Origin of the sequence: Flavobacterium sp. DSR3-2, from assembly GCF_049896525.1 — a bacterium.
Classification (GTDB): domain Bacteria; phylum Bacteroidota; class Bacteroidia; order Flavobacteriales; family Flavobacteriaceae; genus Flavobacterium.
The window spans coordinates 12965-33279 of record NZ_JAFCUM010000002.1; the positions used below are offsets into that span (position 1 = coordinate 12965).

Here is a 20315-nt window from a genome sequence, read left to right on the forward strand (position 1 = left end):
TTAAAACAATCCAGTATGTATGCAATCGTAGAGATAGCAGGGCAACAGTTCAAAGTAAGCAAAGACTTAAAGGTTTATGTTCACCGTTTGACTAATGAAGAAGGTTCAAAAGTTTCTTTTGACAAAGTTCTTTTATTAGATGACAACGGAACAATCACTTTAGGCGCCCCAGCTATAGAAGGTGCTTCAGTAGAAGCTAAAGTGTTACAACACTTAAAAGGAGATAAAGTTATCGTTTTCAAAAAGAAAAGAAGAAAAGGATACAAAAAGAGAAACGGTCACAGACAATATCTTACTCAAATTGTAATTGAAGGTATTACTGGTGTTGGTGCAAAGAAAGCAGCTCCTAAAAAAGCAGCAGTGGAAGCAACTACCGAAGAAGTTGAAGCTCCTAAGAAAAAGGTAGCTAAAGCTAAAAAAGAAGATACACAAGAATAATAACAAAATAAAACTAATACGTCATGGCTCACAAGAAAGGTGTCGGTAGTTCAAAGAATGGTAGAGAATCAGAATCAAAACGCTTAGGCGTTAAGATATTTGGTGGTCAAGCTGCTATTGCTGGGAACATCATCGTAAGACAAAGAGGTTCAAAACATAATCCAGGTGCAAACGTTTACATTAGTAAAGACCACACACTACACGCAAGAGTAGATGGAGTTGTTTTCTTCCAAAAGAAAAGAGATAACAAATCGTATGTTTCCATACTTCCATTCGAAGTTGAAGCATAATTGATTTTTTCAATTATTTAAAAACCCGTCCCGATTTTATCGGGACGGGTTTTTTGGTTTTAATATTTCATGAAAAATTGATATCATGAATTATGTTTGAAGTTTCGATTGCAGATTTTTGATACCTGAATGAATTTGTATATTCACTTAAGAAAAGTTGTTGCTATTTTAAAAAACTCTCGCTGACTGCAATAAAAATTAAACTTCTGATTATTTATTCTAAGGTTTTATATAAAATATAGCTGTTCAAAAGGAAGTAAAAAAAGGCGGGTAAGGAAACTAACAAAGAATCTTTCATCTTTATTCTTACGCCCACGCCAAGCAGCATCAACAAAGCTAAGCCGCCTGAGGCAAAAACTAAAATAGTGTAATTCTGGATGCCTATAAATAAACCAAAAGCGCCTGTCAATTCTAAAACAGCGGTTAATATTCCAAACTTTTCGAGGCCAAATCGTTTGAATTCGTTTTTCATATTTGTAGAAACAAAATAAGCGATTCCGTAAATAAGAAACGAGGCTGCCGAAAAGAAAATAAGTACGTTTAAGAAATTCATATTTTAATTATTTGGAAGCGAATAGTGCTACAAAAAGGGATAACGCCAAAAGGAATAAAGATGGAAAATGTTTAGACCAGGGATTTTTTGCTTTAAAATGAAAAAATTGTGCGCATGTCATTAAAAAAGCCATTAAAAGCGCCGGTATAAAGACGAGTTTTGGGTACCAGATGCCGGTTATTAATAACGTTGCTAACACTATTTTAGAAGCGCCTACAATATTTCGTGTTAAATCAGAAAGTCCATATTGTTTAAATTCTTTAACGATGTTATCAAATCTAAAAATCCAAACATAACCTACAGACAGCGCGATTACAAGTTGGGCGATAATAGAATAAGTATTCATGATTTTGTAGTTAAGGTTATTTTTTTTCGGTTTTATGATTAAGTCTTTTCAATAAGTTGAATTTCCTGAACAAAAATAATTCTCTCAAATATACCATAAACTTAGATTATAATGATTCCGTTACTGATTTATTAATAATAGGTTTTACTTTTATTGGGATGTGAATTAAACCTTGGTCTTTACACATTTTAATTAGTAATTAAAATCCGTGATATGGTCATACTAACAACAACAAGTCGCGTAACGTGGTCACGCCCAAAAACAAAAAACCCTCGCATTTCTGCAAGGGTTCTAAAAATCCAATAATCTAAAAATCTAATTTCAGACTAATATCTGTAATATTCTGGTTTGAATGGACCTTCAACTGGAACACCTATATAATCAGCTTGATCAGTACGTAAAGTCTCCAATTCAACACCTAACTTAGCCAAGTGTAACATTGCTACTTTCTCATCTAAATGTTTTGGTAACATGTAAACTTCATTATTGTATGACGCGCTGTTTTTCCATAATTCGATTTGAGCAAGCGTTTGGTTTGTAAATGAGTTACTCATTACAAAACTTGGGTGACCCGTAGCACAACCAAGGTTTACTAAACGACCTTCAGCAAGGATAAGAATGTCTTTTCCAGCAATAGTATATTTGTCAACTTGTGGTTTGATTTCGATTTTTGAGGAACCATGGTTTGTGTTCAACCAAGCCATATCAATTTCGTTATCAAAATGCCCAATGTTACAAACGATAGTTTTGTCTTTCATTTTTTCAAAATGAGAACCCAAAACGATATCTTTATTTCCAGTAGTGGTAATGATAATATCAGCGGTAGCAATAACGGTATCTAATTTTTTTACTTCAAAACCGTCCATTGCGGCTTGAAGCGCACAAATTGGGTCAATTTCAGTAACAGTAACAATAGAACCAGCACCTCTAAAAGAAGCAGCAGTTCCTTTACCCACGTCACCGTAACCACAAACGATTACTCTTTTTGCAGCAAGCATAATATCAGTTGCGCGACGAACCGCATCAACTGCAGATTCTTTACAACCGTATTTGTTATCAAATTTCGATTTAGTAACCGAGTCATTAACGTTGATTGCCGGCATTGGCAATGTTCCCGCTTTTACTCTTTCGTATAATCTGTGAACTCCAGTAGTAGTTTCTTCAGATAATCCTTTTATTCCTGCAACCAATTCTGGGAAACGGTCAATAACCATATTAGTCAAATCTCCACCGTCATCAAGAATCATATTCAATGGTTTTCTGTCTTCACCAAAAAATAATGTTTGCTCAATACACCAGTCAAAATCTTCCTCGTTCAAACCTTTCCAAGCATAAACTTGAATTCCTGCAGCAGCAATCGCAGCAGCAGCTTGATCTTGCGTAGAGAAAATGTTACAAGAACTCCAAGTCACTTCAGCACCAAGCGCGATTAATGTTTCAATTAAAACTGCAGTTTGGATTGTCATGTGCAAACATCCTGCAATACGAGCACCAGCAAGTGGTTGTTCGTTTTTGTATTCCGCACGAAGCGCCATTAAACCTGGCATTTCAGCTTCAGCTAATTCAATTTCTTTTCTTCCCCAAGCCGCTAGAGAAATGTCTTTTACTTTGAAAGCCACAAAAGGCATAGTTGTAGTACTCATTTATAGTATATTTGTAATTGAAAATTTTTTGCAAATTTACGTAATAACTTTAGAATTTAACTGTTTTCCAAAAGATTTATGAATTGTTTAAATGGCTAATCTTTTGAACATTAACTAAATAATTTTTATTAGGAGCTATTTCCCGCTTTTTGTTGCAATCTTTTTATTTTTAAAAAAAAATAAAAAGGATTTCCACTTCAATCGGGGCTAAAAATCTAGATCATAACACCATGCCACTTTTCAAAACGATAAATTTATCTCGAACCGTCGGGAACACCACACAAATTCTTGTTTGGAAGGTAACCGAATCCTACACAGAATTATTAGAACAAGTAATCTTAAACGAGACCAATCGCATGCGGCTCGACGGGATGAAATCCGAAATGCACCAGCGCGCATTTCTCAGTGTTCGCAAATTATTGCAGAAAACGGGCCACACCGATTTAGATTTGTATTACGATGAATTTGGAAAACCGCATCTTCATGGAAAAAAGCATATTTCAATAACGCATTCGCATAACTTTTCGGCGATTATTATCAGTGACGAAACCGTAGGAATCGATATCGAATTGCAAAGAGATAAAATCACCCGGATCGCAGATAAATTTTGTAATTCGGAATTTAAGTTCTTGGATATGGACAGTGAAGAATACATTCGAAAATTAACGGTTATTTGGGGTGCCAAAGAAGCAATTTTCAAAATTAGAAACGAAAAAGGAATCAGTTTCAAAAATCATATAAACGTTCAGTCATTCGAATTAAATGTTAAACAAAATGACGCGAAACTTCATTTTAATAATTTGATTATAGATTTTAATATTCATTTTGAAGAAATAGAAGGTTTTACATTAGTTTATGCTTTCCAAAAATAGTGTCCAGAATTCAGTATTCCGTCGCGCAGTTTGTCATGTTGTGCCCGAAATGGCCAAGCAATGACAACACAGGTAATAATTAATCATACTAATTAACAGAAATCAGTTTAAATCTGTAAAATCCGCGTAATCTGCGTGCCAAAAATGACAAACATTTATAACGAAATCATTCAATCTAAAGTCGAACGTCAAAAACTTCTGGCGATTCTTCTGGATCCTGATAAAGTAGTTTTGGAAAATTTATCCGATTTAATTTCAAAAATAAATCAATCGCCGGCAACTCATATTTTCATTGGCGGAAGCCAGGTTACAACTACTATTCTAGACGAACTAATTGTAAAAATTAAACAAAACTGTAATTTGCCAGTAGTTCTTTTTCCTGGAAATCCTTCCCAGATTTCAGATAAAGCCGATGCGATTTTGTTTTTATCATTAATCTCTGGTCGTAATCCGGATTATTTAATCGAACATCAAGTAAAAGCCGCGCCCATTTTAAAACAAACCAAACTTGAAATTATTTCAACGGGATATATTCTCATAGACAGTGGCACAGAAACAGCGGTAGAACGCGTAAGTAAAACCAAGCCTTTAGACCGGAGAAATTTAGATTTAGTGTTGGCAACCGCACAAGCAGGCGAAATGTTAGGCAATAAGTTGATTTATTTAGAGGCGGGAAGCGGTGCGAAACAAGCCGTTCCGCTTGAAATGATTACATTAATTGCTCAAAATATTAAAGTTCCATTACTCGTTGGCGGCGGAATCGTAGATTTGCAGGGAATCAAGAATGCGTATGACTTCGGAGCTGATTTAGTAATTATAGGAACTGCTTTTGAAAAGGATATTAATTTTTTTAACCATAATTAATGATAGATTATTTTTTTTCACAATACAGCGAATATCCAACATTAGACATTATATTGGAAATTATAGCTGTCATTTTTGGATTGTTGAGTGTTTGGTACGCCAAAAAAGATAATATTTTAGTTTTCCCAACCGGATTAGTAAGTACATCCATATTTGTATATTTGCTATGGAAATGGACGCTATGGGGAGATATGATGATAAATGGCTATTATTTTGTTATGAGTATTTATGGCTGGTATCATTGGACTCGCAAAAAAGGGGATACTGAAGAATTTCCCATTTCAAAAATTTCGAGTTCAGAAAAACGAATTGCAATAATTCTTTTTATATTTACTGTCGCCTTCGTTGTTTCAGTTTATTATTATTTTGATAAATTCACCACTTGGTATGCCTATATAGATACATTCATTACAGGGATTTTCTTTGTGGGAATGTGGCTGATGGCCAAAAGAAAAGTAGAAAATTGGATATTTTGGATTGTTGGAGATGTAATTTCCATTCCGTTATATTTTGCAAAAGGCTATACTTTTACCAGTTTTCAATACATAGTATTTACAGTAGTTGCCATTTTTGGCTATTTAGAATGGAAGAAAATCTCAGACAACTCCAGCAAACTGGAACCACAGAAATTATAAAAATTGCTCTTTTTGGTCCCGAAAGTACTGGCAAAACCACATTGGCCAAACAACTTGCGGAATATTATAAAACCGAATGGGTTCCTGAGTTTGCACGCGATTATTTACAAGAAAAATGGAACTCAATTCAACAAATATGTACTGTTGACGACATGCTTTCAATTGCTTATGGTCAAGCCAAATTAGAAAATGAGCGAACGCTGATTGCCAATAAATATCTTTTTTGTGATACTAATTTAATGGTGACTAAAGTTTTTTCGGAGGTATATTATAACTATTGTGACCCGTTGTTGAATGAAGCGGCTCGCAATCACGAGTATGATTTGTTTTTTCTAACGGACATTGATGTGCCTTGGGAAAGAGACGACTTGAGAGACAAAGCCGAAGGCAGAGAGTCTGTTTTTGCTGTGTTTAAGCAATCATTGATCGATAATAATAAGCCATTCATAACACTTTCCGGAAACAAGGATTTGCGACTTCAAAAAGCAATTGCTATTATCGATGATTTGAATTTAGCGAGAGAATTAGGGTTTTCATCAGCTGATTTTGTATATATAAAGGAGTGTGGAATTCTAATGAAAAATATTCAAAAGCAATTGAATTTTTTTAAAGAGGGAATACCAAAAGCGGATGTCATTTATCCGGCAACATTGTCAAATGGTATTTTGAAATTATCTGAAAAAGATTTTCAAGAAAAAGCTAATTTTTTTGATGCCCATAAATTAAACCTAAAATTAAACAAATTTGTTCCAGCTTCTGGGGCAGCCAGCAGAATGTTTAAGTTTTTGACGGAATTTATTAATGAATTTGATATTGAAAACGAATCGATAAACGCTTACATTAACCGAAAAAAAGCAAGTAAACTTTCTATTTTCATAGTAGGAATGGAGCAATTTCCTTTTTTTGAAGCAATAGATAAGCAACTGAGAGCGGAGTTTACAGATTTTGATTCTTTGGACCGCAGTTTTAAGAATTACTATTTTATAAAATTACTTTTGTCATCGGACTATTTTAATTTTGCGAATCAGCCAAAAGGCATTCTTCCTTTTCACAAGTATAAAACCCATATCGCAACTCCTGTTGAAGAGCATTTGCTGGAATGCACCCATTATTCAAGTGCTAATAATAGTTCTCATTTGCATTTTACAGTTTCAGAATCACAGCAACAACATTTTGAAAACATCATAGATACCATTAAACCTGAAATTGAAAATAAGTCAGGTGTAACAATAAATATTAGTTATTCGTATCAAAATAAAAGCACAGATACCCTTGCGGTAACTACGAAAAATAAGCCTTTGCGAGATGAAAACGGACAATTAGTTTTTAGACCCGCAGGCCATGGAGCTTTGATTGAAAATTTGAATAATCTGGATGCTGATATTGTGTTTATCAAAAATATTGATAATGTAATTCAAAATAATTTAGAGAAAATTTCTCTTTACAAAAAAGGCTTGGCGGGGTTATTATTAGGGATTCAGCAAAAGGTTTTTAGTTATTTAAACGCTTTGGATTCTGTTTCAATTGAACCCGAATTAATAGATGAAATTATTCTTTTTTTGAAGGATAATTTAAATGTTTCAATGAAGGATGGGTTTTATTGCAATAGCTTGAAAAATAATATTACGGAACTGCAAACGGTTTTAAACAGACCAATACGTGTATGTGGAATGGTGAAAAACGAGGGAGAACCTGGCGGTGGTCCATTTTGGGTACGGGATGATCTAGGAGGGATTTCATTACAAATAGTAGAAAGTTCTCAATTCGATTTGGATAATGATACTCAAAAGGCAATTCTGAATGCCGCTACGCATTTCAATCCGGTTGATTTAGTTTGTGGCATTAAAAATTATAAAAATGAGAATTTTGATCTGACTCAATTTGTGGACAACAACAGCGGTTTTATTGTTGAAAAAAATGTGTCGGGCGAAAGTATCAAAGGATACGAATTACCCGGTTTGTGGAACGGCGCAATGGCAAACTGGCTGACGGTTTTTGTTCAGGTGCCTTTGATTACTTTTAATCCAGTAAAAACAGTGAATGATTTGTTGAAACCTGCACATCAATCTTAAAAAATCACTTGCGATGGAAATCGATAAAATCTTATCTGAATTAAGTTTCAAAGCAGTACGCAGCAGTGGAGCTGGCGGCCAGAACGTAAATAAAGTTTCCTCGAAAGTGGTATTAAGTTTTGATGTGCACCATTCTCAGGGGTTAACGGATGAGGAAAAACTGTTGGTTGCAACCAAATTATCTTCCAGATTGACTTCTGATGCTGTTCTGATCTTGAATTGCGATGAAGACCGAAGTCAGTTTAGAAATAAAGAAATTGTAATTAAGCGATTTTTGGAATTGATTAAAAATGCATTATTTATTCCTAAGGAAAGAAAGCCCACTAAAATTCCAAAATCAGTAATTAGAAAGCGAATAAAGGATAAAAAGAATATTTCTGAGGTCAAGAAAAATCGCAGGAAACCAGATTTAAATTAATTGTAATTTTTAGTTTTAATTTTTTTCTAAATCTAACGGTCAAACTATCTGAATATCTAAAAATCTTTTCTAAATTTGCGCTGTCTCAAAGGGGTGCTCTAAATAACGAGCTGAGATTATACCCAACGAACCTGAACAGGTAATGCTGTTAAGGGAAAAAATGATAAAAAAATAGCGTGCACACTACTTTATTTGTCATAGAAAACAATCATTTTTTAATTTAACAAAAGAATAATTACCCCTTTTATTCGTAATCTTTTTACGGATGAATACTTTACTTTATATTATTGGCCACAAAGGCAAAAAAGCACAAAACGCCAAGGCGAAACCTTCAAACTCACTTTCGATTCGTCTATTTTCCATTTTCTTTTTTCTGTTTTCTTTTCTCTGTTTTTCGCAAGTAAAAGACACCTCAAAAGTAAACCAACTTGATGAAGTCTTGGTTTCTGCAGTGCGGGTCACTACAAAAACACCGGTAAGTTTTAGCAATTTAGGTAAAAAAGAAATCAAATTCCGAAATTTAGGACAGGATATTCCTATTCTGATGAATTATTTACCGTCAGTTGTCACGACTTCTGATGCAGGAAATGGCGTGGGATATACCGGAATTCGGGTTCGTGGTAGCGATGCCACAAGAGTAAATGTTACGATCAACGGAATTCCGTACAATGATTCTGAAAGTCATGGAACCTATTGGGTAAATATGCCTGATTTTGCATCATCAGTGGAGAGTTTGCAATTGCAACGCGGCGTAGGAACATCAACTAACGGAGCGGGTGCTTTTGGCGCCAGTTTAAATATGCTTACGGATAATTTTTCCAAAGAAAGCTCGGGTGAACTTTCCAACTCTTTTGGAAGTTTCAACACTAGGAAACATACCGTAAAATTCAGTACAGGTTTAATGAACAATCATTTCGAAATCGCGGGACGACTATCGGCTATCAAGTCGGATGGATTTGTGGATCGTGGAGCATCTGATTTGAAATCGTATTTCCTGCAGGGAACGTACGTGGGTAAAACTACTTTGATAAAAGCATTGGTTTTTGGAGGTGCCGAAAAAACGTATCAGTCTTGGAACGGAATAGATGCAGAAACGCTGCAAAATGATCGAACATTCAATTCAGCAGGTGCTTTTACGGACGAACAAGGAAATGCTCGTTTTTATGACAATGAAACCGACAATTACCAGCAAGATCACTCTCAGTTGCATTGGAACGAAAAAATATCTGAAAACTGGAATACTAATTTTGCTTTGCATTACACCAAAGGAAAAGGATTTTACGAAAATTATAAAGAAGACGCTGATTTTGCTGATTATGGATTACAGCCCGCTGGCGCAGTAACAACGACGGATTTAGTGCGTCAGAAATGGTTAGAAAATGATTTCTACGGAACTACCTTTTCTGCTAATTATAAAGATGAAAAACTGGATGTTATTTTTGGTGGTGGATGGAACAAGTACGAAGGCGATCATTTTGGTAAAGTGATTTGGGCACGAAATGCCTCGCAGAGTGAGTTAGGAGATCGCTATTATGATGATTATGCCATTAAAACGGACGGAAATATTTTTGCGAAAGCTAATTACCAAATCACGGAGCAATTAAGCTTATTTGGAGATTTGCAATACCGATCCGTTAATTATAAAGCCAATGGAGTTCAGTCAACAGTTGTGGATGATACTTTTAATTTCTTTAACCCCAAAACGGGATTTACTTACACAATCAATTCTGGAAATTCGGTGTATTTGTCTTATGCCAGAGCCAATCGCGAACCGAATAGGAGTGATTATGAAGGCGGAAATGTAAAGCCGGAAAAGCTGAATGACTTTGAATTGGGTTGGAGATATGTTGCAGAGAAAGTACAATTCAATTCGAATGTCTATTATATGGCCTACAAAGACCAGTTGATTCTGACAGGAAGTTTAGATGATGTAGGCGCTCCAATACGTTCCAACAGCGAAAAAAGTTATCGTTTAGGGTTGGAAGTTGATGCTACAATAGCGTTAACAGACCAATTGATTATTCGTCCTAATTTTACGTTGAGTGCCAATAAAAATATTGATTTAGCAGTTGAAGGTCAGGATTATGGGACTACTGAAATCGCATACTCACCATCAATTATTGCAGGAAATATTTTGGTTTATACACCAGTAGAGAATCTTCATATTTCATGGTTGCAAAAATTCGTTGGGGAACAATACATGAATAATATCGAATTGCCGGCTGCAAAGTTGGCAGATTATTTTGTGAATGATTTGAACGTTGCGTTTGAGTTTAAGCCAAAATCGGTTTTTAAATCGATTATTTTGACGGGTTTAGTAAATAATTTTTTAGACAAAAAATATGTTTCTAATGGATATATGTATGATATTTATCCGTATTATTATCCGCAAGCGGGAATTAATTTTCTTGCCGGATTGACACTGAAGTTTTAGCGTATTATATCAGTTATAATGAAAAAAATCCTGATAGTTTAACTGTCAGGATTTTTTGAATAGTACTATTAGCAAGGAATTTTGATGCAAATCTATGTGAAAGTTAATTTTATTTTTTTAGAAAAAAAATATTCTGTTTTAAATTTGTCAGAAAAATAAAATTTGTTCTTATAGGATTTGAATTCTCGTAGTAATAGAATTAAATCTATTGGATTTAAACACCAAAATGTAAGATAGTTAGAAATATGAGTATAAAATTAAACTTGTTAAATTTTAGTTAATTAAACAAGGCAATTCTTTAAATTATATTTTTTTTTTGAAATTTACAATGGTTAAACAAAAAACTATTTATAATCTCAATCACTATTACAATGAAAAATTTCAAACCTTTATTCATCATCATTTTGTTTTCTCTAAGCCTTGAAAGTTATTCGCAAATCGCTGTAACAGGATATTCTCATTATGCTTTGGGAATAAATACCAATAAAAACAAGGCAGTAAGTTTTGAAATAAAGATTTTTACCAACAATTATTTAGAAGATATGCCGGTAGAAGGTACTGTGTTTTATAATTTTAAAACTAAAGAATACCACAGATTCTCCATTGGATTTGGGATTAATTTGAGTCCCTTTAGTAGTCCTGATCAAATGAATTCATTTGTGATTCCAGCCGTATTAGAAATTTTTCCAATCAAGGATTTTAAAAAAATAGCGATAATTTTCGAACTGGCACCAGAATTTAGGTTTGAAGATGATGTTATTATCAGAAGCCTTTTTGGTATTAGATATACTTTTGACAAAAAAAATAATTCAAAATTGTAACTCAGAATATAATATTTCCCTTTTAAAACAAGCGCTTTGTCATCATTTTAAAAAATCCGAAAAGTTTTTAAACGTTCCTGATTTTTTGGTTTAATTATAAACCCGAAGTGACGTTCCGTTGACTTGAACTCTATATTGCTTCATAGGATATTTTAGTGTCCCCTGTCCAGTAAATAAACTGTATTCTTCAGTGTCACATGCGCAAACGGCGTTTATACCATTTATGGTCATGGTAGAACAAGAACTTATCGCTTGATTGGGACATGCGGCATCAAAAGCATTGTAACCACTGCCGCTATTAAAAATAATAATGCCACGTGCGCCTATTCCGGGATAATAAACCGAATTGCTTACGTATTTAAGATTCGAATACGCTGGCAAATTCATATTAATATCTATCGTAAAAGTGTAATTAGGGACAAAAGGATTTGTGTTGTCAAAACCTGAATCACTGCACGAAAAAAAGAAAGGAACAGCAACGAAGAGCAACAGAATTTTTTTCATTTTAAAATAGTGTCAAAGTATTAGTGAAACAAATTTAATTTATTTAACTTTGAATTATATATGATTAACGTATATTTATTGACGAAAAAGAAATAATAATATCTTTGTGGAAAGAAATCCCGTCCTGATGGGATTTTTTCTATTTATATAAATGAGGAATTTATGAGTACAGTATCGTATTACACCGCAGAAGGTTTAAAAAAATTAAGAGAAGAATTGGATTATTTAAAGAGCGTAATGCGTCCAAAAGCATCCGCGGATATAGCTGAAGCAAGAGATAAAGGCGATCTTTCTGAGAACGCAGAGTATGATGCGGCTAAGGAAGCACAAGGCATGCTTGAAATGCGTATTGCTAAATTAGAAGACGTACATTCGAACGCTCGATTAATTGATGAGTCTCACCTAGATCTTTCTAAAGTATTGGTTTTATCGAATGTAAAAATTAAAAACCAAACCAACGGAATGGAAATGACTTATACATTAGTTGCCGAAAGTGAAGCCGATTTAAAAACAGGTAAAATCTCGGTTACATCACCTATTGGAAAAGGTTTGTTAGGAAAATCAGTTGGAGAATTTGCTGAGATCACGGTTCCGAACGGTGTTTTGAAATTTGAAATTTTAGAAATTTCACGCGATTAAACAGCGAAAGATTTAACAATTAACCTTTTTCACAATGTCAAGTATTTTTACAAAAATTATAAACGGAGAAATTCCGTGCTACAAAATTGCTGAAGATGAAAATTTCTTGGCTTTTTTGGATGTAAATCCAAATGCAAAAGGACACACGCTTTGTATTCCGAAACAGGAAATAAATAAGATTTTTGAGATGGAAGATGATTTGTATGCGGGACTAATGCAGTTTTCTAAGAAAATAGCAATTGCCCTTGAAAAAACGGTTCCTTGTAAACGAATCGGAATGGCAGTTGTAGGACTTGAAGTTCCTCATGCGCACGTTCATTTGATTCCGTTGAATGAAATGGATGAAATGCGTTTTCACAATAAAGTATCGCTGTCCAAAGACGAATTTGAAGCTTTGGCAGAAAGTATAAAAACCAATTTATAATAGTTGCAGAAATAAAATATTTTGGTATGGTTTTCGTTTAAAAGGGAATAGGTGAAAACCTGTTCCCTTTTCTGATTTATGAAGCCTTCATTCTATACTATGAAAAACATTTTTTTCTTTCTTTCTTTCTTTTGCTCACTTTTTAGTTTTGGACAGGTCAACACTGAATATTCTTTGATTGATGCTAAAATGGCGGCTATTCCCGAGAAAGCGACAACTTCAACCCAAGCAATTGCAAAGTATATCAATGCAAATTTTAAAACAGAAACGGATAAAATCCGAGCTGCATATTATTGGACGTCATCTAATATCAGTTATGATGTTCCCGGAATGTATGCAGTAAATTTTAGCGAGACGGTACAACAAAAAATCACAAGGGCTTTAAAAACCAGAAAAGGCGTTTGTATTCATTACGCCTCTGTTTTTAATGATCTCTCCCAAAAAATAGGAATTCAATCCTATATAATTGAAGGATACACTAAACAGAATGCAAAAGTAAGTGAGCTGGCTCACGCTTGGATTGCCGCAAAAATCGATAAAAAATGGTATGTTTTTGACCCAACCTGGGGCTCAGGTTATGTCAATAATGGGAGATTTTATAAAAAATTAGATAATGCTTATTTTAAAGCAGAACCTTCCAAAATAATCGCTTCCCATATTCCATTTGACTATTTATGGCAATTTTCGAATTATCCTATTACTAATAAGGAGTTTTATGAAGGTAAAATCCAAATCAATACAAGCAAGAAATACTTTGATTTTGGGAAGGAAATCGCCAAATATAATGGCTTGTCTGAAGCTGATCAATTATTTGCTTCAGCACAACGAATCGAAAAAAACGGATTGATCAACGGCATGATTTCAGCACGGTATGAAGGTAAAAAGAAACAATTAATCTATTTACAACACAGTACTAATATAGAAAAATTAAATTCAATTGTGAATGAAATGAATGAGGCCGTTGTGTTATTGAATAATTTTGTCCGTTATAGAAACAATAAGTTCAGCCCTGTTTTTTCAGATGATGAAATTTACCGTATGATTGAAGCACCAAGAGAAAAATTATCCAAATGTCAAAATGATATTTACAAAGTTGGCTCAGTGGGCAGTGAGAATGCTTCAAATGTAGCTTCCATCAAAAAATCTATAAGCGGAGCTGTATCGCAAGCCGAAGAGCATTCTTCTTTCGTGCAAGACTATTTGAATTCCTCTAAAACAGTCAGAAAAACGATGTTCTATAAAGTGTCCCGTTTAGGAGCTCGTTAAGTTAGATTTTTTTTAAACTTACTTGCATTGTTGTTCCTTTGCCAATTTCAGAATTTAAGACTTTTATGGTTCCTTTATGGTATTCCTCCACGATTCTTTTGGTTAATGAAAGTCCCAATCCCCAACCTCTTTTTTTGGTGGTAAAGCCAGGTTCAAAAATGCTTTTAAACTGTTTTTTTTTAATTCCACCGCCGGTATCTGAAACGTTTATTTTTACATAATTTCCTTCTTGATCAATTTCTAAAGCTAATTTTCCTTTTCCTTTCATCGCATCGATGGCGTTTTTTACCAAATTTTCGATTGTCCAACTGTGAAGGGTGGGATTGAGGGACACCATAATAGGAGCTTTTGGCGCTGTGAACGAAAACTCAATTTGTTTGGAGAATCGGGATTGTAAATAGTCATAAGATTGCCGTGTTTCGGCTACAATATCTTTGTTTTCTAATTTGGGTTCCGAGCCTATTTTCGAAAAACGATCGGTAATGGTTTGCAAACGTTCAATGTCTTTTTCAATTTCAAAAGTGGTGCTTTCATCTTCATTTTCGGATTTTAAAAGTTCGACCCAACCAATTAGTGAAGAGAGTGGGGTTCCGATCTGGTGTGCAGTTTCTTTGGCCATACCGGCCCAAAGTTTGTTTTGCGTTGCCATTTTGGTGCTTCGATAAAAATTGTAAACTAAACCGCCAAAAAGCACAATAATTAGCACTAAAGCAACGGGATAATATTTTAATTTATTCAGTAAAGCCGAATTTCCATAATAGAGTTTTTGAAATTTTCCGGGGACATATTCAATAACAATAGGCACGTTTTCGCTTTTTAAATCATACAAAAATGCGACTGCCTTTTTATTGTTTTTTACAATAACCTCATCAATGTTCACGGTGTTTATAATGCTGTCATTTTCTGTGAGTATAATAGGAATCGATGTATTGTCACTAAAAATTTGAAGCGGAAGGTCAACATCTGTATTTTCACCAGCGTTAATCAGTGTTTTTTGAGCTTGTGCCCAAAGATTCATTTTTAATCGTTCTTCATTTTTGAAAATTTGAAAAAAGGTGTAGGTGTTCCAAAGTATCAGTGAAATAATTAAAAAAGAGGCGAAAATTATAATCCAACGGGTTGTATTTCTTCTTTCAGAAAACTGCATAAATGAAAATTTGAATTATAAATGTAACGAAATAAATGCTGCAGTATTTTAGTTTTACTTAAAGATTTTTTTTTAAAATAAATCCACACATAATTTTATTCAAATTGGGACTTCTGCTGCAAAAACTAAATCGATTTGTCTACTTTTGTATCTTAAGCAAATTTTGAAATATATGATTACTATTGATCCAAAAAGCATTGAAACGGCGAAATTACAGGGTTATTTGCAATGTTCAGTGGGGCCAAGACCTATTGCTTTTGCCAGTACCATGGATGCAAAAGGAAATTCAAATGTGTCGCCTTTTAGTTTCTTTAATGTGTTCAGTGCGAATCCCCCAATCCTTATATTTTCACCCGCAAGACGCGTTCGTGACAATTCAATAAAACACACGTTAATTAATGTTGAATCAACTGGGGAAGTAGTCATTAATGTGGTAAATTATGATATGGTTCAACAGATTTCCTTGGCCAGTACGGAGTACGCTGATGGTGTTGATGAGTTTTTAAAATCAGGCTTGACGCCGATCGCTTCGGAGGTAGTAAAACCCTTTCGAGTAAAAGAATCGCCGGTTCAATTTGAATGTAAAGTCACTCAGATTATTCCGCTTGGGACAGAGGGTGGAGCTGGGAATTTAGTGCTTTGTGAAGTAGTTCGTATTCATATTGACGAGTCTGTTTTAGACGAAAATAGAGCAATTGATCAATATAAAATTGACTTGGTTTCTAGATTAGGCGGCAATTGGTATTCCAGATCGAACCAAGGACTTTTTGACGTGCCAAAACCATTATCTACATTAGGAATTGGAGTGGATGCAATTCCTAATTTTGTAAAAGAAAGTCCGGTTTTCAACGGAAATGATTTAGGCATGTTGGGGAATGTAGAAGCCTTGCCTACACCAGAAGAAGTTAGTATATTTGTACAACAGAATTTTGCTGTAAAAGGAGTTTTAAGCGCTGATGATAAGCAAAAAGTACACTTGGCGGCAAAAAAATATCTGGATGACAATGATGTTTTATCGGCTTGGAAATTACTTTTGGCAAAATAATAATAGTATAAATAACATTAAAAACAACGAAGATGGAAGTTTCAGGAAAAATTAAAATGCTTGGGGATGCAAAAAATGTGGGAAGCGGAAGTTTCTTGAAAAGAGAATTAGTTGTAACCACTGAGGAACAGTATCCACAACATATTTTAGTAGAATTTGTACAAGATAAGTGTGATTTATTAAACAGTTTTAAAGTGGGTGAAGCGGTTAAAGTTTCTATCAATTTGAGAGGACGCGAATGGGTTGATCCGCAAGGAGTGACTAAATATTTTAACGCCATCCAAGGTTGGAGAGTAGAAAGAGTATCGACTGAAGCGACTGCTGCACAAATGCCTCCGATGCCAGCTGCTGAAGCATTTGCACCAGCAACAAACCTAAACGAAGAAGAAGCAGACGATTTACCATTTTAAGAGATAAAAAAGTCACAAGTTACAAGTCAGAAGTTTGAGTTTTACTTAAATTTCTGACTTTTTTATTTTTTGAAATTGCGATTGCCATTAATTTTTGAAATTGAAAAATGTATTATTTATCTTCAGATTTATTTTTTCCGTCTGTTTCCGAAGCTAATTGGGATGGCGTTTTGGCCATTGGCGGAGATTTATCTTTGGAACGATTGCAGCTTTCTTATAAAAGCGGCATCTTTCCATGGTTTGAAGAAGGCGAACCCATTATGTGGTGGTCACCAAATCCGAGAATGGTGCTATTTTTGGATGAATTGATTGTTTCAAAAAGTATGCGAAACATTCTGAATAGGAATATTTTCACTGTTACTTTCAATCAAAATTTCAGAGACGTAATTTCAAACTGTCAAAATATAGAACGTGACGGTCAAAACGGAACTTGGATTACCAATGAAATGATAGAAGCTTATTGTAAACTTCATGAATTAGGAATAGCAAAATCAGTTGAGGTCTGGCAAGATAAAGTATTAGTTGGTGGTTTATACGGAATCGATTTGGGACATGTTTTTTGTGGTGAAAGTATGTTTTCAATAGTATCAAATGCGTCAAAAGTGGCTTTTATAGCGTTGGTCAACCAATTAAAAAAGGAAGATTATAAACTCTTGGATTGTCAGGTTTATAATCCTCATCTCGAAAGTTTGGGTTGCAGGGAAATTGACAGAACAGATTTTATGGAAATGTTAAAAGGTAAATAACGCTTAAAATTTCAGCTTCTTAAAACTCCAATCCAACGTATTAAAAAGAACCAATTCATTTTTCAATGTTGGCAAATTCATAATCAGTTTCAACGTCTCCTGCGCCATCATTGTGCCAATAATTCCCGGAAGCGTGCCTAATACACCATTAAAATTGCAATTAGGAACATCTTTAGGATTTGGTGGTTCAGGGAATAAGTCACGAAGATTTTTATTTCCATAATAGTTGAAAACCGCCATTTGTCCCTCAAATTTTAAAATGCTACCGTAAACTAATGATTTTCCTAAGATCACACAGGTATCGTTTACTAAATAGCGAGTAGTAAAATTATCACTCCCATCCACAACTACATCAAAATTCATGATGATTTGCATAGCATTTTCAATAGTTAGTTTTTCTTCAAAAGCAACAATATCAATCAATGGATTTAAAGATTCCAAAACTGATTTTGCCGTAATTGCTTTTAATTGACCAACGTGTTTCTCCGTATATAAAATTTGGCGGTGTAAGTTGTGCAATTCGATTTTGTCAAAATCAACGATGCCAATAGTTCCTACTCCGGCGGTTGCTATATACTGTAAAATAGGACAACCCAATCCACCTGCGCCAATCACTAAAACTTTAGCTTTTTTGAGTTTTTCCTGTCCGGAATCGCCTATTTCCGGCAGCATCATCTGGCGGTTATATCGTAAAAAATCTTGAATGATACTCATTTTTTTTAGTCTTAAAGTTGAAAAGTCATAAAGTCAAAAGTCATAAAGTTGAAAACTCAAAGGTTAAAAACAGGTCAGTTCGAGCGCAATGGAGAACTTTTTTAAAGTCGGTTGCTATTAGTAATAAATATGAGGTGTGGACCCATGTTGCTTTCTAAACTTTTAGACTCTTGACTCTTAGCCTTTGACTAAATTTTTTGACTTTCGAAATTCGACCTTTGACTAAAATTTTTATCCCAATCCTTCCAAACGGGTTCGTATCCTTTACTGGAAATAATTTTTGCAATCTCGGCAGCAGAGCGTTCATCGCTGATTTCAAATTGTTCCAAGGACTGTGGATCAACTACATAACCACCAGGATTAGTTTTGGAACCGGCACTCATACTGGTGATTCCAATTGGAATAATATTATCTCGAAATTTTTCGTTTTCACGTGTGGACAGGGAAATTTCTAAGTCTTCATTCCACAAACGATAGGCACAAATGAGCTGGGTCAAATCAGCATCATCCATGATAAAGTTGGGTTTAATAACTCCTTCAGCCGGTCGTAATCTTGGGAATGAAACCGCATATTTAGTTTTCCAATAGGTTTTTTGTAAATAATCTAGATGCAAGGCATTAAAAAAACTGTCCGTACGCCAATCTTCCAATCCCAATAAGACACCCAAGCCTATTTTATGAATGCCCGCAGTTCCTACTCGATCGGGTGTTTCTAAACGAAAATCAAAATTGGATTTCTTCCCTTTGGTATGGTACTGCTTGTAAACATCACGATGGTAGGTTTCTTGATAGACTAAAATCGAATAAACACCCGCTCCGTGTAATTGTTCATATTCTGCTGTAGAAAGCGGTTGTACTTCGGCTGAAATGGTAGAGAAATCATTTCTTATTTGAGCAATTGCCTTTAGAAAATAATGGATATTTACCGTGTGATTGGCTTCGCCAGTAACCAACAAAGCATGATCAAATCCCGCTTTTTTCAGGACCTCAATTTCTTGCGTAATTTCATTTTCGGTAAGCGTTTTTCGTTTTATTTTGTTGTCTAAACTAAACCCACAATACGTACAAATGTTTTGGCATTCGTTGCTTAAATATAAAGGAGCATACATTTGAATCGTTTTACCAAATCTTTTTTTTGTTAATTGATGTGTCAGCTGTGCCATTTGCTCTAAGTAAGGTTTGGCAGCTGGTGAAACTAATGCCAAAAAATCATCGAGACTGCGTTTGTTTTTGGCTAAAGCCTGTTCAACTTGAAGTGTTGTTGTGCCGTATATTTTGGATTTAATACTATCCCAATCATAGGTGTTAAAAACCGAATTAAATGTTTTCATAGTTTTTTTGTAAAAATAATATGCTGTTTTTTGGCACGCAGATTTTACGGATTTTTGCAGATTTTTCTATGATTTGTCAATTTTATTTGCAAAATCTGAGTACTAATCTTTTATTCTCAATTATAATTTATTTGCAATTCTTTTAATGTCATCTAAAATAGTGACTGTGTTAAAATTGACAAGTAGGCCTAATTTTTTATCAGTAAGTTTTAAATAGTTTGTAATTTGTTTATAGTGAATAGGTGCTAAATCTTCGACAGATTTTAATTCAATAATTACTTTGTCTTCTACTAATAAATCAATTTTAAAAGCAACATCTAATATGATTTCGCCGTAAGGAATAGTGATTTCAAGTTGTCTTTCAACTTTTAAATTTATTTTAGTTAATTCATAATACAAAGCACTTTCGTAAACAGATTCAAATAATCCTGGACCGAGAGTGTTGTACACTTTGAAAATGGCTCCTCTTATTTTGAATGATATGTCGTTTTCGGTCATTTTTTAAGAATTTAGAATTAGTATTAATCAAAAACTAAATGTAGTTATTTTAATACGATTATAAATTTTTGTTGCACGCAGATTATAGGGATTTTAGCCAATTTTTTATTTCCCATCTGCGTACCATTTTTTTTAGTCATTTTCTAGTCAATTGACTAAAAACATATTACTCATTATAAATTAAATCTAGCTATTTTAATACGAT

23 protein-coding genes are annotated in these 20315 nt (G+C 34.2%); 15 read left to right on the forward strand and 8 right to left on the reverse strand.

From position 1 onward, the window contains the following. Positions 1-15: 15 nt before the first annotated feature. Both rplU and rpmA read left to right on the forward strand, forming a co-directional pair. Positions 16-438 carry a 50S ribosomal protein L21 gene (gene rplU / locus ACP7AV_RS03660; protein WP_131990334.1) on the forward strand — a complete coding sequence of 141 codons (423 nt, stop codon included), beginning with the start codon at positions 16-18 and terminating at the stop codon, positions 436-438. 23 nt (positions 439-461) lie between these two features. Further along, the gene (gene rpmA / locus ACP7AV_RS03665) at positions 462-728 is read left to right on the forward strand and encodes a 50S ribosomal protein L27 (RefSeq protein WP_086453627.1); all 267 of its coding nucleotides are present in this window, start codon (positions 462-464) and stop codon (positions 726-728) included. Positions 729-942: 214 nt separating this feature from the next. Here the strand turns inward: rpmA and ACP7AV_RS03670 are convergent, their stop codons facing one another. The 3 genes from ACP7AV_RS03670 to ahcY form a co-directional block, all read right to left on the reverse strand. Continuing rightward, entirely contained in the window at positions 943-1281 is a 339-nt protein-coding gene (locus tag ACP7AV_RS03670) for a DoxX family protein (protein ID WP_091203024.1), read from the reverse strand. 7 nt (positions 1282-1288) lie between these two features. Then, positions 1289-1627 carry a DoxX family protein gene (locus tag ACP7AV_RS03675; RefSeq protein ID WP_426090810.1) on the reverse strand — a complete coding sequence of 113 codons (339 nt, stop codon included), beginning with the start codon at positions 1625-1627 and terminating at the stop codon, positions 1289-1291. A gap of 326 nt (positions 1628-1953) precedes the next feature. Then, on the reverse strand, positions 1954-3270 hold the full coding sequence (ahcY, locus tag ACP7AV_RS03680) for an adenosylhomocysteinase (RefSeq protein WP_426090811.1): 1317 nt from the start codon (positions 3268-3270) through the stop codon (positions 1954-1956). A 230-nt stretch (positions 3271-3500) separates the two neighbouring features. Between ahcY and ACP7AV_RS03685 the strand changes: the two genes are divergently transcribed. The 7 genes from ACP7AV_RS03685 (at position 3501) to ACP7AV_RS03715 (ending at position 11386) form a co-directional block, all read left to right on the forward strand. Next, the gene (locus tag ACP7AV_RS03685) at positions 3501-4142 is read left to right on the forward strand and encodes a 4'-phosphopantetheinyl transferase family protein (RefSeq protein ID WP_426090812.1); all 642 of its coding nucleotides are present in this window, start codon (positions 3501-3503) and stop codon (positions 4140-4142) included. A 144-nt stretch (positions 4143-4286) separates the two neighbouring features. Next, on the forward strand, positions 4287-5006 hold the full coding sequence (locus ACP7AV_RS03690) for a geranylgeranylglyceryl/heptaprenylglyceryl phosphate synthase (protein ID WP_426090813.1): 720 nt from the start codon (positions 4287-4289) through the stop codon (positions 5004-5006). Then, entirely contained in the window at positions 5006-5641 is a 636-nt protein-coding gene (gene pnuC / locus ACP7AV_RS03695; RefSeq protein ID WP_426090814.1) for a nicotinamide riboside transporter PnuC, read from the forward strand. The genes ACP7AV_RS03690 and pnuC overlap by 1 nt, the downstream gene beginning before the upstream one ends. Then, positions 5590-7713 (forward strand): DUF4301 family protein, encoded by a 2124-nt coding sequence (locus ACP7AV_RS03700; protein WP_426090815.1) that lies wholly within the window; start codon positions 5590-5592, stop codon positions 7711-7713. The genes pnuC and ACP7AV_RS03700 overlap by 52 nt, the downstream gene beginning before the upstream one ends. A 13-nt stretch (positions 7714-7726) precedes the next feature. Then, entirely contained in the window at positions 7727-8131 is a 405-nt protein-coding gene (arfB, locus tag ACP7AV_RS03705) for an alternative ribosome rescue aminoacyl-tRNA hydrolase ArfB (protein WP_426090816.1), read from the forward strand. Between the two features lie 265 nt (positions 8132-8396). Continuing rightward, the gene (locus ACP7AV_RS03710; RefSeq protein WP_426090817.1) at positions 8397-10565 is read left to right on the forward strand and encodes a TonB-dependent receptor; all 2169 of its coding nucleotides are present in this window, start codon (positions 8397-8399) and stop codon (positions 10563-10565) included. Between the two features lie 371 nt (positions 10566-10936). Then, entirely contained in the window at positions 10937-11386 is a 450-nt protein-coding gene (locus tag ACP7AV_RS03715; protein WP_426062902.1) for a hypothetical protein, read from the forward strand. Positions 11387-11476: 90 nt separating this feature from the next. Here ACP7AV_RS03715 and ACP7AV_RS03720 read toward each other — a convergent pair whose 3' ends face one another. Continuing rightward, a complete protein-coding gene (locus ACP7AV_RS03720) occupies positions 11477-11890 on the reverse strand; it encodes a hypothetical protein (protein ID WP_426090818.1) in 414 nt (137 codons plus the stop codon). 162 nt (positions 11891-12052) lie between these two features. Between ACP7AV_RS03720 and greA the strand changes: the two genes are divergently transcribed. The 3 genes from greA (at position 12053) to ACP7AV_RS03735 (ending at position 14219) form a co-directional block, all read left to right on the forward strand. Continuing rightward, positions 12053-12529: a transcription elongation factor GreA gene (greA, locus tag ACP7AV_RS03725; RefSeq protein ID WP_426062904.1), complete on the forward strand. Its 477-nt coding sequence runs from the start codon at positions 12053-12055 to the stop codon at positions 12527-12529. Between the two features lie 34 nt (positions 12530-12563). Beyond that, positions 12564-12953: an HIT family protein gene (locus tag ACP7AV_RS03730; protein ID WP_426062905.1), complete on the forward strand. Its 390-nt coding sequence runs from the start codon at positions 12564-12566 to the stop codon at positions 12951-12953. A gap of 99 nt (positions 12954-13052) precedes the next feature. Further along, positions 13053-14219, forward strand: coding sequence for a transglutaminase domain-containing protein (locus ACP7AV_RS03735; protein WP_426090819.1), 1167 nt, complete (start codon positions 13053-13055; stop codon positions 14217-14219). Between the two features lies 1 nt (position 14220). On the opposite strand, the gene ACP7AV_RS03740 is transcribed toward ACP7AV_RS03735, so the two are convergent. Further along, positions 14221-15366 carry a sensor histidine kinase gene (locus ACP7AV_RS03740; RefSeq protein ID WP_426090820.1) on the reverse strand — a complete coding sequence of 382 codons (1146 nt, stop codon included), beginning with the start codon at positions 15364-15366 and terminating at the stop codon, positions 14221-14223. Positions 15367-15538: 172 nt separating this feature from the next. Here ACP7AV_RS03740 and ACP7AV_RS03745 point away from each other — a divergent pair, with 172 nt between their 5' ends. From ACP7AV_RS03745 to aat, 3 genes are all read left to right on the forward strand, one after another. Further along, positions 15539-16411, forward strand: a complete 873-nt coding sequence (locus ACP7AV_RS03745) for a flavin reductase family protein (protein WP_426090821.1) — start codon at positions 15539-15541, stop codon at positions 16409-16411. A 32-nt stretch (positions 16412-16443) separates the two neighbouring features. Next, positions 16444-16821 carry a DUF3127 domain-containing protein gene (locus tag ACP7AV_RS03750; RefSeq protein ID WP_426062909.1) on the forward strand — a complete coding sequence of 126 codons (378 nt, stop codon included), beginning with the start codon at positions 16444-16446 and terminating at the stop codon, positions 16819-16821. Positions 16822-16928: 107 nt separating this feature from the next. Continuing rightward, on the forward strand, positions 16929-17567 hold the full coding sequence (aat, locus tag ACP7AV_RS03755) for a leucyl/phenylalanyl-tRNA--protein transferase (protein WP_426090822.1): 639 nt from the start codon (positions 16929-16931) through the stop codon (positions 17565-17567). 3 nt (positions 17568-17570) lie between these two features. Here aat and ACP7AV_RS03760 read toward each other — a convergent pair whose 3' ends face one another. The 3 genes from ACP7AV_RS03760 to ACP7AV_RS03770 form a co-directional block, all read right to left on the reverse strand. Next, positions 17571-18281 (reverse strand): HesA/MoeB/ThiF family protein, encoded by a 711-nt coding sequence (locus tag ACP7AV_RS03760; protein WP_426090823.1) that lies wholly within the window; start codon positions 18279-18281, stop codon positions 17571-17573. 188 nt (positions 18282-18469) lie between these two features. Continuing rightward, the gene (gene thiH / locus ACP7AV_RS03765) at positions 18470-19612 is read right to left on the reverse strand and encodes a 2-iminoacetate synthase ThiH (RefSeq protein ID WP_426090824.1); all 1143 of its coding nucleotides are present in this window, start codon (positions 19610-19612) and stop codon (positions 18470-18472) included. A gap of 120 nt (positions 19613-19732) precedes the next feature. Then, on the reverse strand, positions 19733-20110 hold the full coding sequence (locus ACP7AV_RS03770) for a GxxExxY protein (RefSeq protein ID WP_426090825.1): 378 nt from the start codon (positions 20108-20110) through the stop codon (positions 19733-19735). Between the last annotated feature and the right edge of the window lie 205 nt (positions 20111-20315).

Excerpts from the sequence above, each read along its gene's own strand:
- rplU (WP_131990334.1), top strand. The coding sequence starts at position 16 with ATGTATGCAATCGTAGAGATAGCAGGGCAACAGTTCAAAGTAAGCAAA.
- ACP7AV_RS03685 (WP_426090812.1), top strand. The coding sequence starts at position 3,501 with ATGCCACTTTTCAAAACGATAAATTTATCTCGAACCGTCGGGAACACC.
- ACP7AV_RS03770 (WP_426090825.1), bottom strand. The coding sequence starts at position 20,110 with ATGACCGAAAACGACATATCATTCAAAATAAGAGGAGCCATTTTCAAA.
- pnuC (WP_426090814.1), top strand. The coding sequence starts at position 5,006 with ATGATAGATTATTTTTTTTCACAATACAGCGAATATCCAACATTAGAC.
- aat (WP_426090822.1), top strand. The coding sequence starts at position 16,929 with ATGTATTATTTATCTTCAGATTTATTTTTTCCGTCTGTTTCCGAAGCT.
- rpmA (WP_086453627.1), top strand. The coding sequence starts at position 462 with ATGGCTCACAAGAAAGGTGTCGGTAGTTCAAAGAATGGTAGAGAATCA.
- thiH (WP_426090824.1), bottom strand. The coding sequence starts at position 19,612 with ATGAAAACATTTAATTCGGTTTTTAACACCTATGATTGGGATAGTATT.
- greA (WP_426062904.1), top strand. The coding sequence starts at position 12,053 with ATGAGTACAGTATCGTATTACACCGCAGAAGGTTTAAAAAAATTAAGA.
- arfB (WP_426090816.1), top strand. The coding sequence starts at position 7,727 with ATGGAAATCGATAAAATCTTATCTGAATTAAGTTTCAAAGCAGTACGC.
- ACP7AV_RS03720 (WP_426090818.1), bottom strand. The coding sequence starts at position 11,890 with ATGAAAAAAATTCTGTTGCTCTTCGTTGCTGTTCCTTTCTTTTTTTCG.
- ACP7AV_RS03700 (WP_426090815.1), top strand. The coding sequence starts at position 5,590 with ATGGAAGAAAATCTCAGACAACTCCAGCAAACTGGAACCACAGAAATT.
- ACP7AV_RS03670 (WP_091203024.1), bottom strand. The coding sequence starts at position 1,281 with ATGAATTTCTTAAACGTACTTATTTTCTTTTCGGCAGCCTCGTTTCTT.
- ACP7AV_RS03675 (WP_426090810.1), bottom strand. The coding sequence starts at position 1,627 with ATGAATACTTATTCTATTATCGCCCAACTTGTAATCGCGCTGTCTGTA.
- ACP7AV_RS03690 (WP_426090813.1), top strand. The coding sequence starts at position 4,287 with ATGACAAACATTTATAACGAAATCATTCAATCTAAAGTCGAACGTCAA.
- ACP7AV_RS03710 (WP_426090817.1), top strand. The coding sequence starts at position 8,397 with ATGAATACTTTACTTTATATTATTGGCCACAAAGGCAAAAAAGCACAA.
- ACP7AV_RS03730 (WP_426062905.1), top strand. The coding sequence starts at position 12,564 with ATGTCAAGTATTTTTACAAAAATTATAAACGGAGAAATTCCGTGCTAC.
- ACP7AV_RS03745 (WP_426090821.1), top strand. The coding sequence starts at position 15,539 with ATGATTACTATTGATCCAAAAAGCATTGAAACGGCGAAATTACAGGGT.
- ACP7AV_RS03735 (WP_426090819.1), top strand. The coding sequence starts at position 13,053 with ATGAAAAACATTTTTTTCTTTCTTTCTTTCTTTTGCTCACTTTTTAGT.
- ACP7AV_RS03715 (WP_426062902.1), top strand. The coding sequence starts at position 10,937 with ATGAAAAATTTCAAACCTTTATTCATCATCATTTTGTTTTCTCTAAGC.
- ACP7AV_RS03750 (WP_426062909.1), top strand. The coding sequence starts at position 16,444 with ATGGAAGTTTCAGGAAAAATTAAAATGCTTGGGGATGCAAAAAATGTG.
- ACP7AV_RS03760 (WP_426090823.1), bottom strand. The coding sequence starts at position 18,281 with ATGAGTATCATTCAAGATTTTTTACGATATAACCGCCAGATGATGCTG.
- ACP7AV_RS03740 (WP_426090820.1), bottom strand. The coding sequence starts at position 15,366 with ATGCAGTTTTCTGAAAGAAGAAATACAACCCGTTGGATTATAATTTTC.
- ahcY (WP_426090811.1), bottom strand. The coding sequence starts at position 3,270 with ATGAGTACTACAACTATGCCTTTTGTGGCTTTCAAAGTAAAAGACATT.